Origin of the sequence: Stenotrophomonas sp., assembly GCF_031995405.1 — a bacterium.
Lineage (GTDB): Bacteria > Pseudomonadota > Gammaproteobacteria > Xanthomonadales > Xanthomonadaceae > Stenotrophomonas.
On record NZ_DAMAGC010000132.1, the window covers coordinates 1 to 11558 of the forward strand.

The following is an 11558-nucleotide window of genomic DNA, read 5'->3' on the forward strand; positions in this document are numbered from 1 at the left end:
GGACACGCCGTAAACCCATCCATGGGGGCTCGCAAGCGGCATCCATGCCGCTTGACGGTCCTGATCAGGGCCAACCGCTGCCTCCCGATACATTTCGGCGCTTCTTGCGCTTCAGTCATTGATGAGAGAGAAAGAACACATGAGCATCGCCGAACACCAGAAACGCGCCGAATCCCTGTTGAAGGCTGCCGGCATCCTGCCGGTGGTGACGGTGCATACGCTTGATCAGGCGCGCGCGGTCAGTGCGGCGCTGCTGGAGGGGGGGCTTCCGGCGATCGAGTTGACGCTGCGTACGCCGGTGGCGATGGAGGCGTTGGCGATGCTCAAGCGCGAGCTGCCCGATGTGGTGGTGGGTGCGGGCACGGTGCTGACGGTGGAGCAGATGCAGCAGTCGATCGATGCGGGCGCGGATTTCCTGGTGACGCCGGGAACGCCGGCGCATATGGCCGATGCGTTGGCGCAGGCGGCGCTGCCGGTGGTGCCGGGTGCGGCTTCGCCGACGGAGATGCTGGCGTTGTATGCGCGTGGTTTCCGGGTGTGCAAGCTGTTCCCGGCCTCGGCCGTGGGTGGGCTGGCGATGATCAAGGGCCTGGCCGGTCCGATTCCGGACCTGAAGCTGTGCCCGACCGGTGGCATCACCGAGGACACGGCGGCCGAGTACCTGGAGCAGAAGAACGTGGTCTGCATCGGTGGGTCGTGGATGGTGCCGGGCAGCTGGATCGAGCACGGTCAGTGGGACAAGGTGCGCGACAGCGCGGCACAAGCGGCGAAGATCGTGGCGCGGGTGCGGTCGCACTAAGGTCCGTATCGGGGAGGGGCCACGCACGGCGTGGCGCCACCGGTGGCGTGCCAAAACAAAACGCCCGGGCATGCCCGGGCGTTTTTTATTTGTGTGCCACCGGTTGTTACATCGGTCGCGCCGGGTCCACCAGCCCGTACTGGCTGGCCATGCGCGCCAAGGCGATGTTGTCGTGGATGCCCATTTTCTCGAACAGGCGCGCCTTGTGCGTGTTCACCGTCTTGGCACTCAGGCTCAGGCGCTTGGCGATGTCTTCCTGGCGCAGGCCCTGGGTGAGCAGCAGGGCCACTTCCAGTTCGCGCGGGGACAGGGTGTCGAACGGCGATTGGCTGCCTTCGACGTTGGACAGCGCCAGATTCTGCGCGATGCTGCTGCCGAGGTAACGCCTGCCCATGGCCGCGTCGCGCACGGCGCGCAGCAGCTCCTGCGCATCGCAGCCCTTGCCGATGTAACCGGACGCGCCAGCTTCGAGCAGGCGCTTGGGCATCGGGCCGTCTTCAAGCACCGACACGATCACCACGCGCGTCCCGTGGTCGCCCCGCACCACCCGCTCGGTGACTTCCATGCCGCTGACACCCGGCAGATGCAGGTCGCACAGCACCACGTCCGGACGCAGGTGGCGGATCTCAGGCAACGCATCTTCCCCGGAGTCTGCTTCACCGACTACCTCGATATCGGTCTCGTTGGACAGGATCATCTTCATGCCGGTACGCACCAGCGCATGATCGTCCACCAGATACACTCGAATCGTCATCCACGCACCTCTTAAAACGCTGCGAACGGGGGCAAGCCTAGCGGCGGGGTACGGCGATAACAAGGAAAAGCACGCCCTGTCACCGCGTTCTGGTGCCCGCATCACACCCATGCCGGTTTGCCCTTCCCCTAAGCCTTTCACCCCTGGCTTTATCGGTTTACTACGCCTATCAGTGTACGCCTGCGCCCCTGCCGCAATCGGCCTGCCACGCGTCCGGACCCGTTCAGTGCCGGAGACGCCACGGCGTGTGCCGCCTGAACATGACCAGGAAGCACCCTACCACCCAAACCAGTGCCGCACACCACCCGGCCAGGATGTCGGAGGGGTAATGCACGCCCAGGTAGACCCGCGACACGCTGACCAGCACGCTGAACAAGGGCGCGGCCACCAGCACCGGCCAGCGCCAGCGGGTGTTCCAGGCCAACAGCACCACCGTCGCTGCGAGGGTCATCGAGCCCATGGCGTGCCCGCTGGGGAAACTGAACGTGCTTTCCGGGGCGATCGATTCCCACAGACTGGGGCGGTCGCGCTGGAAGAACTGCTTGCTGCCCATGTTCAGCAACGCCGAACCGACGAAGCAGATCGCCACGAAACTGGCTTCACGCCAGCGTCGGCGCCACAGCAGCACGCCGACGATCAACACGTCGGCCGGGATCAGGAACCACTCGTAGCCCAGCTTGGAGAGCAGCACGAAGAACTGGTCCAGGCCCGGCGAATGCAGGCCGTGCAGTTTCCACAGCAAGGGTGCGTCGAAGTAGAACGACTCCAGCTCATGCACTTCGTCGGCGAGCGCGACGAAGCCGGCCAGCGGCAGCAGCAACCCGGCGAACAGCAGCACGAAACGCCAGGCGTTGTGGGCCATCCAATGGCGGAAACCGGCAGCCGCCTCCGGGGCGGCCAGCACCGTTGGCTTATCCGACGCTGCGGACATACTTGCGTTCGACGTAATCGTCGATCAGCGCCACGAATTCCTGGGCGATGTTGTCACCGCGCAGCGTCACCGTCTTCTCGCCATCCACGAACACCGGCGCAGCCGGGGTTTCACCGGTACCGGGCAGCGAGATGCCGATGTTGGCATGGCGCGATTCGCCCGGCCCGTTGACGATGCAGCCCATCACCGCCAGGGTCATGTTCTCCGCACCCGGGTGGCTCACCTTCCATTCCGGCATCTTCCCGCGCACGTGGTTCTGCACCACCTTGGCCAGTTCCTGGAAGAACTCGGAGGTGGTCCGGCCACAGCCCGGACAGGCCGTGACCAGCGGGGTGAAGGCACGCTGGCCGGTGGTCTGCAGCAGTTCCTGGGCGACGATCACTTCGGCGGTGCGCGACTGGCCCGGCTCGGGCGTCAGCGATATGCGGATGGTGTCGCCGATGCCTTCCTGCAGCAGCACCGCCAGCGCCGCCGACGAGGCGACAATGCCCTTGCTGCCGATCCCGGCCTCGGTCAGGCCCAGGTGCAGCGCGAAATCCGAGCGCTGGGCCAGGTCGCGGTATACCGCGATCAATTCCTGCACGCCGCTGACCTTGGCCGACAGCACGATGCGATCGCGCGGCAGGCCCAGTTCGACAGCGGTATGGGCCGAATCCAGCGCGGAACGGATCAGCGCCTCGCGCAGCACCCGGCCGGCGTCCCACGGCTGCGCGCGCTGGCTGTTTTCGTCCATCAGGCGCGCGGCCAGCGACTGGTCAAGCGAACCCCAGTTGGCCCCGATGCGCACCGGCTTGTCGTAGCGGATCGCAAACTCGATCAGCTGCGCGAACTGGGTGTCCTTCTTCTTGCCAAAGCCCACGTTGCCCGGGTTGATCCGGTACTTGGCCAAGGCTTCGGCGCAGGCCGGCTCCTGGGTCAGCAGCTGGTGGCCGTTGTAATGGAAGTCGCCGATCAGGGGCACCTCGATGCCCATCATCCGCAGCTTCTCCACGATGCGCGGAATCGCCGCGGCCGACTCGGGATTGTTGACGGTCAGGCGCACCATCTCCGAGCCGGCCCGCCACAGTTCGGCGACCTGCTTGACGCTGGCGGCCACATCGGCGGTGTCGGTGTTGGTCATCGACTGCACCACCACGGGCTGGCCTCCGCCTACGACCACGCCGCCGATACGGACGGCCTGGGTCTGGCGGCGGGCCCACACGGTGGTGTCGGACGGTTGGGTCGGTTGGGTGACGGCGTCATGCATCGGCGTATTTTAGCGCGCCAACGGTGACCGTAGGTGGCAACTGCTGGTTGTCACTCATCCTGCGGTTGGCGCGCATTCTGCCCACCCACGGGGCCGCCAGCGCCGATGCGGCCGATTGTCGCAGGCAGGCGGCGCGGCGAGCGCATAGGATGTGCGGTGATGACCGGTACCGACGCCCCCTTCCTCCGCACCCTGTGCAGCCTGCGCTGGCTGGCCGTGGCCGGCCAGGCCGCGACCATCCTGGTGGCCACCTGGGTGCTCGGACTGGAACTGCCGCAGCGCCCGCTGTGGGCGGGCGTGGCTGCGCTGGCGCTGTTCAACCTGTACGCGCAGCTGCGGGTGGAGAGCGCCGATACCGCGCCGGTCACCGCCTTCTGCCACATCCTGGTCGATGTGACCGTGCTGACCTGGATGGTCGGCTGGAGCGGCGGCATCGCCAATCCGTTCGGCTCGCTGTTCCTGATCCTGATCGCGCTGGCCGCGCTGGCGCTGCCGCTGCGCTGGACCCTGGCCGTGGCCGCCACCTGCCTGCTTGGGTACGCGGTCAGTGGCATCTTCGGCCTGCCCCTGCCCGCCGGCTGGTTCACGGCGATGCAGATGCACCAGTGGGGCGTGGTCTGCAATTTCCTGCTCTCGGCCACGGTGGTGCTGGTGTTCGCCACCCGCCTGGCGATCGCCCTGCGCCAGCGCGAACACGAGCTGGCGATGCTGCGCGAGCGCTTCGTGCGCAACGAAGGCATCGTCGCACTGGCCACCCACGCCGCCTCGGTGGCGCACGAACTGAACACCCCGCTGGCGACCATGACCCTGCTGGCCGACGACATCGCCGACCAGACCAACAGCAGCGAAGTGCGCGACGACGTGGACACGCTGCGCGAGCTGCTGGTGCAGTGCCGCGAGCGGGTGCTGGCGCTGGCCCGGCCTGCCGCCGGCGATGCGCCCGGCCGCGACCACGTGACCCTGCCGCAGGTGCTGGAGCAATGGCGGCTGGTGCGCCCGACCATCACCCTCAAGCGCAACGACGACGCCCCGCTGAAACTGCCGCTGGACCCGGGCATCGGCCACCTGCTGATGGTGCTCCTCAACAACGCCGCCGACGCCGGCGAGAAGGCCGAGCGCCCCCAGGTGGACCTGACCGTACGCATCGAAGGCGATGACCTCATCGGCGAAGTCCGCGACTACGGCCACGGCTTCGACGCCCGCCAGGCAGTGTTGCCCGGCACCCTGTTCAACAGCGGCAAGGCGCAGGGCATGGGCGTGGGCCTGGCCCTGTCCCACGCCACCATCGAACGCCTGGACGGCGAACTGTGGATGCGCCCGGCCAACGGCGCCGGCACCCGCGTCGGCTTCCGCCTGCCTTTGACGCCTCCGGAGACTTCCGCATGACCCTGCCCACCCTGCCCGCCGCCAGCCATGGCCTGCTGGTCGACGACGACGAACTCTACCTGCGCACCCTGCAGCGCAGCCTGGCCCGCAAGGGCCTGGAAACGGTCACCGCCAGCGATACCGCCTCGGCGCTGATGCTGGCCCGGCAGAATCCGCCGGCGTATGCGCTGATCGACCTGAAGCTGGGCGCCGAATCGGGCCTGTCGCTGATCCAGCCGCTGCGCGCATTGCGCGAGGACATGCGGATCCTGCTGGTCACCGGCTATGCCAGCATCGCCACCGCAGTGGAGGCGATCAAGCTCGGCGCGGACGACTACCTGCCCAAGCCGGCCACGGTGCCGATGATCCTGCGTGCACTGGGCGAAGAAGACGATGGCCCGGCCGACGACGGCGACATGGAGCCGCCGGATGCGATGACCCCGATCAGCCGCCTGCAGTGGGAACACATCCAGCAGGCGATGCATGAGACCGGCGGCAATGTATCGGCCGCCGCGCGCCTGCTCGGCATGCATCGGCGCTCGCTGCAGCGCAAGCTGGCCAAGCGGCCGAGCCCCGAGCGGCCGTAAGGCGCGAATCAGCCCTGCGTGTGCGGGGCGTGCTGCGGGTTCTGCTGGCGCAGCGGTTCGTCGTTGCCGCGTTCGCGCGCGACCGACTGCGCATCGGCGGCCTGCACGCGCTGGAACGAGGCGTCCACCGGCGTCTGCACCGCCTCGGCGGTAGCCGTGTGCGCGCGCAGGTGCGCCGGGTTGTCCAACGCGCCCTGCACCACAAACACGTACTCCCCCGGCTTGGCCTCGGTGCCCTGCTGGCTCAGCACCACGTGATCGACCCGGCTCAGGCCGTTCTCCTTGGCCAGCGGCAACAGGCTGGCGGTGAGGCGCTCGCTGGTGTCATCGAAACTGCGCCCATGCTGGGCGTCGATGGCGGCCACGCCGTCGCGGATCTGCTGGTACATCGCGTGGTCGGGATGCCCGGCCTGGTCGGGCGTGGGGCGAGGTGCGGGGGTGTCCTGGTGCATTGCGACTCCTGTCTGATGGTAGGCCGGCATCGACCCATGGCCGATACCGACGAGAGAATCAGGCCTTCAGCCGACCCAGCACTTCCAGCGTCACCGGATCGGAGATCGCATGCGCCTGGCCCTGCAGCGCCGGCAGCAGCTGGCTGGCCAGCTGCTTGCCCAGCTCCACGCCGAACTGGTCGAAGGCGTTGATGTTCCAGATCAGCGACTGCACGAACACCGCATGCTCGTACATGGCGATCAGCGCGCCCAGCGACTGCGGGGTAAGTGCGTCGAGCAGGATCAGCGTGCTCGGGCGGCCGCCGGGGTATTCGCGATGCGGATCGTCGCTGCCCTGACCGTTGGCCAGCGCCTCGGTCTGCGCCAGCAGGTTGGCCAGCAGTGCCTGGTGGTTGACCCCATAGGGATCATCGTTGTGCACGCAGCCGATGAAGTCGGCCGGGATCACGCTGGTGCCCTGGTGCAAGGCCTGGAAGAAGCTGTGCTGCACATCGGTGCCCGCCCCGCCCCACCACACCGGCACGGTGTCGTTGGCGACCGGGCTGCCATCGAGCTGCACGCGCTTGCCCAGGCTTTCCATCACCAGCTGCTGCAGGTAGGCCGGCAGCAGCGCCAGGCGCTGGTCGTAGGTCATCACCGCATGGGTGGCGTGGCCGAGCAGGTTGCGGTTCCAGACGTCGGTCAGCGCATGCAGCACCGGCAGGTTCTGCGCCAGCGGCGCGGTCAGCGCGTGTTCGTCCATCTGTGCGGCACCGGCCAGGAGCTGTTCGAAACGCTCGAAGCCGATTGCCAGCGCGATCGGGAAACCGACCGCCGACCACAGCGAATAACGCCCGCCCACCCAGTCCCACATCGGCAGCACGCGGCCGGCGGAAATCGAGAAGGCCTGTGCGGCACGCTCCGGGTTGGCGCTCACCGCGTACAGGCGCTCGCTGCCCCCCAGCCAGTCGTGCAGGATCTGCCCGTTGAGCAGGGTTTCCTGGGTGCCGAAGGTCTTGGAGATCAGGATGCCGGCGGTGGTCGCCGGATCCAGCGTAGCCAACGTGCGCTGCATGGCGGCGCCGTCGACGTTGGAAACGAAGTGCACGCGGAAGCGCGCGCCGGTGACCGGGCGCAGCGCATCGGCGACCAGGCGCGGACCCAGGTCCGAACCGCCGATGCCGACGCTGACGATGTCGGTGACAGGGGTCTTTTCCAGCGCGGCGATCAGCTCGCCCATCCGTGCGCGTACCTTGGCGGCGGTAGCGAACGCATCGCCGGCAACCGGTGCACCGCTGAGGTCGCCGCGCAACGCGGTATGCAGCGCCGCACGGCCTTCGGTCACATTGACCGTTTCACCGCGGAACAGGCGCTGGAAGCCGCCGGCGACATCGCGCTCGGCGGCCAGCTGCAGCAGTGCGTCCAACGCCGCGCGATCGTATTTCTGCCGCGCGAAATTGACGTACAACGGACCGACCCGCAATCCCAACGTTCGTGCCCGCTCCGGTTCGGCGGCAAGCAGCGAAGGGATGCTCGCGCCACGCAGGCGCTGGGCATGGGAGTGAAGCGGGTCGAATCCGTTGTGCTGTGTCATGCGGCCTGTGTCGGGATGCTGTCGTTGGTGTGGGAGATCTGGTTCTTGCCGTCCACATATACCAACTTCGGGCGGAAGCTGTCAGCTTCTTCTTCGCTCATGCTGGCGAAGGCGGCGATGATGATGATGTCGCCCACCTGCACGTGGCGCGCGGCGCCGCCGTTGAGCGAGACCACGCCGCTGCCGGCTTCGGCGCGGATGGCATAGGTGGAGAAACGCGCACCGTTGGTGACGTCCCAGATATGCACCTGTTCGAACTCACGGATGCCGGTGGCCTGCAGCAGGTTGTCATCGATGGCGATGGAACCTTCGTAGTTCAACTCGGAGTGGGTGACGGTGGCGCGGTGGATCTTGGTCTTGAGCAGGGAGAGGTGCATGGCGCGCGACAACGGTAAAGGAAAGGGAAATTCTAGCACCCGCCGGAACGCCGGCAGTCCCGGGCGGTTGCGCCCCGACCCGGCGCTGCCGTCCATTCAGGCAAGCCAGGCCCTGCGCCCCGTCCGGAGCGTCGCCCGGTCGGCCGGCTGCCCCGCCTCAGGCATCGCCATCCGCGATCCCGCCGCTCACCGGCGAGGCCGGCTGGCCGACCTCGGCCAGGAAGTGGCCGATGATCTCCTGCAGCCGCTCGCCCGCGTCGGCGCTGCCGCGCTGGCCGGCGATACCCTCGGCCAGGTGGCGGGCCGTGTCGGCCAGGATCATCCCCCAGGCCCGTTCCTCGGCGATGCCCAGGGTCGACGCGTGCATGCCGGGCTTCATCGAACAATGCAGGCCGCGCGCGGCGACCCACACCCGCAGCATCTCCACGGCGTGGTCGTCGGCCAGCGCGGCCGGGGGAATGGGGCGTTCGTTCATCGGATGTCCGTGGCCGAACCTCAGAACTCCAGGTTGTCGATCAACCGGGTGTTGCCGATGCGCGCGGCGATCAGCGCCACGCGGGTGCCGTCGTTGGCATCGGCCGGTTCGGACAGGTCCGGCAGGCGCACCACGGCGTAGTCGACCTGGAAGCCGGCCGCCTGCAGCGCGGCGGTGGCCTCGGCTTCGATCAGGCTGCGGGTCTTGCCGGCGATGAAGCCTTCGCGCATGCCCAGCAGCACCTGGTGGATGGTGGTCGATACCGGGCGCTGTTCGGCGTTGAGGTACTGGTTGCGCGAGCTCATCGCCAGGCCATCGCCTTCGCGGACGATGTCCCCGCCGACGATCTGGATCGGGAAGGCCAGGTCTTCCACCATCTGCCGGATCACCGCCAGCTGCTGGTAGTCCTTCTTGCCGAAGGCGGCCACGTCCGGCTGCACCTGGTTGAACAGGCGCGAGACCACCGTACACACGCCATCGAAATGGCCCGGCCGGTGGGCGCCTTCCAGCAGACCACTGATGCCGGGCACGTTGACGCTGGCGGCCAGCGCCACGCCGAACGGGTACATCGATTCGACCGTCGGCAGCCACAGCACGTCACAGCCGGCCTGCTCCAGCCCGGTGGTGTCCGCCTCGGGGGTGCGCGGGTAGCGGGTGAAGTCCTCGTTCGGGCCGAACTGGGTCGGATTGACGAAGACACTGGAGACCACGCGGTCGGCGTATTGCCGCGCCAGCGTGACCAGCGAATAGTGGCCCGCATGCAGGTTGCCCATGGTGGGGACCAGCGCGACGCGCAGGCCCTCGCGCTTCCAGCCGTTGACGACGGCGCGCAGGCGGGACAGTTCGGTGACGGTTTCGATCATGAGGCGTAGGCGTGTTCTGCGTCGGGGAAGGAGCCGTCGCGCACGGCGTCGGCGTAGGCACGGACGGCACCGGCCACCGAACCGCCTTCGGCAAGGAAGTCCTTGACGAACTTGGGTCGGCGATGGCCGCTGTCCAGGCCGAGGAAGTCATGCAGCACCAGCACCTGGCCATCACAGCCGGGGCCGGCACCGATGCCGATGGTGGGCACGGCCACATCGGCAGTGACCTGGGTGGCAATCGGGGTGGGCACGCACTCGAGCACGATCAGCGTAGCGCCGGCGTCGACCGCGGCCTTGGCGTCGTCACGCAACTGCTGGGCGGCGTCGCCGCGGCCCTGCACGCGATAGCCGCCCAGGCGCAGCACCGACTGCGGCGTCAGGCCCAGGTGCGAGCACACCGGAATTTCGCGTTCGACCAGGTAACGAATCACGTCCAGCTTGAAGCCGGCGCCTTCGATCTTGACCATCTCCGCGCCGGCCTGGAGCAGGCGCAACGAGGCGTCCAGCGCGCGCTCGGGAGTCGCATCGGCGCCGAACGGCAGGTCGGCCACCAGCAGCGCACGCTGCAGCACACGGGCCACCGCACGGGTGTGGTAGACCATGTCGTCGGTGGTTACCGGCAGGGTCGAATCATGCCCCTGCACCACCATGCCCAGCGAGTCGCCGATCAGGATCAGGTCCACGCCGTTGGCATCGAACGCGCGCGCGAAACCGGCGTCGTAGGCGGTCAACATCACCAGCTTCTGCCCGTTGCGCTTGGCCTCGGCCAACGCGGGCACGGTCCAGGGCTTGCTGTCTGCGTGGGTACTCATGAGCTGATAACCGGTGGCGATAAGCGGGGCATTATCCCCCTATTGGCGCGATCCCGCAGGCCTGGACCCGCACCACAGCATCCCGCACGCGACCGTGCCCGGGAATCAGCGCGTCCGGGGCGATCTCGGCCAGGGGCAGCAGCGCGAAGGCGCGCTCATGCAGGTAGGGATGCGGCACCTGCAGCTGCGGCAGGTCGATGACCGCCTCGCCATACAGCAGCAGGTCCAGGTCCAGCGTGCGCGGCCCCCAGTGCACGCCGGGGGCGCGGACCCGGCCGAAGCCGCGCTCGATCGCCAACAGCGCGTCCAGCAGTTCCGGCGCACCCAGTGCGGTGTCCAGCAGCGCGGCGGCGTTGACGAACGCCGGCTGGTCTTCATTGCCCCAGGCCGGCGTGCTGTACAGCTGCGAACGCGCCCGCAGCGTGGTGCGCGGCAATGCGGCCAGCGCCTGGAACGCATCGCGCAGGGTCTGCGCGGCGTCCCCCAGGTTGGCGCCCAACCCGATGCAGGCGGCGGTCACCGCTTACTCGCCTGCAGCGGCCCCGCCAGGACGGCGGCGGCGACGGCGGCGCTTGCGCGGTGCGCCATCTTCATCACCCTCGCCCTCGACATGCGCGGCATCCAGCGTCGAATCCAGCTCGGTGCCGGACTGCAGCTGGGCTTCGCGCCAGAACTCCACATCGGCGCTGTGCTCGCTGGACGCGACCTGGCGCAGCACCAGGAAATCGTAGGCGGCGCGGAAGCGCGGATGGGTCAGGGTGCGGATCACGCGCTTGCGCTGGCGCGAGCTGAAACGGCCCTGCAGCAGCCAGATCTCCTGCATGGGCAGGGAAAAGCGGCGCGGCAGCGCGATGGTGGTCAGCTGGTGCAGGGTGACCCGGTCGGCGGCGCGGCGTTGCGCCTCTTCCAGCGCGATGCCCTGCTTCTGCAGGCTGGCCAGCGCGCGGCAGAAGGCCGGCCAAAGCAGCAGCGCGAACAGGAACGAGGGCGACACCGGCTCGTCGTTGGCCACGCGCAGGTCGGTGTTGTGCAGGCCTTCGATGACCATCCGGCGCAACGCACCGCTGCGGTTGCTGCGCAGTGCGGCGGCACTCTCGGGGAACATCACATCGAGCAGGCCGTAACGCTCCAGGCCCTCGAAGCTGGCCACACCGTGCCCGGACAGGAACAGCTTGAGCACTTCCTCGAACAGGCGGGCCGGCGCGGCTTCGGCCAGCAGGCCGGCCAGGCGCGGCAGCGGTTCGGCGCTGGCGTCATCGATCTGGAAGCCGAGCTTGGCCGCCAGGCGCACCGCGCGCAGCATCCGCACCGGGTCTTCCTGGTA

Annotated in this window: 13 protein-coding genes and 1 pseudogene; 3 read left to right on the forward strand and 11 right to left on the reverse strand. The window is 68.3% G+C overall.

Annotated elements, in window-relative coordinates; all coding sequences use genetic code 11:
- Positions 1 to 139: 139 nt before the first annotated feature.
- Positions 140 to 799 carry a bifunctional 4-hydroxy-2-oxoglutarate aldolase/2-dehydro-3-deoxy-phosphogluconate aldolase gene (locus tag RTO53_RS17165; RefSeq protein WP_312238939.1) on the forward strand — a complete coding sequence of 220 codons (660 nt, stop codon included), beginning with the start codon at positions 140 to 142 and terminating at the stop codon, positions 797 to 799.
- 106 nt (positions 800 to 905) lie between these two features.
- On the opposite strand, the gene RTO53_RS17170 is transcribed toward RTO53_RS17165, so the two are convergent.
- From RTO53_RS17170 to ispG, 3 genes are all read right to left on the reverse strand, one after another.
- On the reverse strand, positions 906 to 1553 hold the full coding sequence (locus RTO53_RS17170; protein ID WP_256774079.1) for a response regulator: 648 nt from the start codon (positions 1551 to 1553) through the stop codon (positions 906 to 908).
- 223 nt (positions 1554 to 1776) lie between these two features.
- The gene (locus tag RTO53_RS17175; RefSeq protein ID WP_312238940.1) at positions 1777 to 2484 is read right to left on the reverse strand and encodes a phosphatase PAP2 family protein; all 708 of its coding nucleotides are present in this window, start codon (positions 2482 to 2484) and stop codon (positions 1777 to 1779) included.
- Entirely contained in the window at positions 2465 to 3730 is a 1266-nt protein-coding gene (gene ispG / locus RTO53_RS17180) for a flavodoxin-dependent (E)-4-hydroxy-3-methylbut-2-enyl-diphosphate synthase (protein ID WP_256774081.1), read from the reverse strand. Before ispG ends, RTO53_RS17175 begins: the two co-directional genes overlap by 20 nt.
- 159 nt (positions 3731 to 3889) lie before the next feature.
- Here ispG and RTO53_RS17185 point away from each other — a divergent pair, with 159 nt between their 5' ends.
- Positions 3890 to 5116: an ATP-binding protein gene (locus tag RTO53_RS17185; RefSeq protein WP_312238941.1), complete on the forward strand. Its 1227-nt coding sequence runs from the start codon at positions 3890 to 3892 to the stop codon at positions 5114 to 5116.
- A complete protein-coding gene (locus RTO53_RS17190; protein ID WP_312238942.1) occupies positions 5113 to 5682 on the forward strand; it encodes a response regulator transcription factor in 570 nt (189 codons plus the stop codon). The genes RTO53_RS17185 and RTO53_RS17190 overlap by 4 nt, the downstream gene beginning before the upstream one ends.
- 8 nt (positions 5683 to 5690) lie before the next feature.
- Here the strand turns inward: RTO53_RS17190 and RTO53_RS17195 are convergent, their stop codons facing one another.
- The 8 genes and pseudogenes from RTO53_RS17195 to RTO53_RS17230 all read right to left on the reverse strand — a co-directional run.
- Positions 5691 to 6134 carry an XVIPCD domain-containing protein gene (locus RTO53_RS17195; protein ID WP_312238943.1) on the reverse strand — a complete coding sequence of 148 codons (444 nt, stop codon included), beginning with the start codon at positions 6132 to 6134 and terminating at the stop codon, positions 5691 to 5693.
- 58 nt (positions 6135 to 6192) lie between these two features.
- Positions 6193 to 7707, reverse strand: a complete 1515-nt coding sequence (gene pgi / locus RTO53_RS17200) for a glucose-6-phosphate isomerase (protein WP_312238944.1) — start codon at positions 7705 to 7707, stop codon at positions 6193 to 6195.
- The gene (gene panD, locus RTO53_RS17205; protein WP_256774086.1) at positions 7704 to 8084 is read right to left on the reverse strand and encodes an aspartate 1-decarboxylase; all 381 of its coding nucleotides are present in this window, start codon (positions 8082 to 8084) and stop codon (positions 7704 to 7706) included. Before panD ends, pgi begins: the two co-directional genes overlap by 4 nt.
- Before the next feature lie 157 nt (positions 8085 to 8241).
- Complete coding sequence (locus RTO53_RS17210) at positions 8242 to 8559, reverse strand: DUF5076 domain-containing protein (protein WP_312238945.1); 318 nt, start codon at positions 8557 to 8559, stop codon at positions 8242 to 8244.
- A 20-nt stretch (positions 8560 to 8579) separates the two neighbouring features.
- On the reverse strand, positions 8580 to 9422 hold the full coding sequence (gene panC, locus RTO53_RS17215) for a pantoate--beta-alanine ligase (RefSeq protein WP_312238946.1): 843 nt from the start codon (positions 9420 to 9422) through the stop codon (positions 8580 to 8582).
- Positions 9419 to 10234, reverse strand: coding sequence for a 3-methyl-2-oxobutanoate hydroxymethyltransferase (gene panB / locus RTO53_RS17220; protein ID WP_256774091.1), 816 nt, complete (start codon positions 10232 to 10234; stop codon positions 9419 to 9421). Before panB ends, panC begins: the two co-directional genes overlap by 4 nt.
- A gap of 31 nt (positions 10235 to 10265) precedes the next feature.
- Positions 10266 to 10754 (reverse strand): 2-amino-4-hydroxy-6-hydroxymethyldihydropteridine diphosphokinase, encoded by a 489-nt coding sequence (gene folK, locus RTO53_RS17225; RefSeq protein ID WP_312238947.1) that lies wholly within the window; start codon positions 10752 to 10754, stop codon positions 10266 to 10268.
- Between the two features lie 3 nt (positions 10755 to 10757).
- A pseudogene (locus RTO53_RS17230) lies at positions 10758 to 11558 on the reverse strand (polynucleotide adenylyltransferase PcnB); the annotation flags it as partial.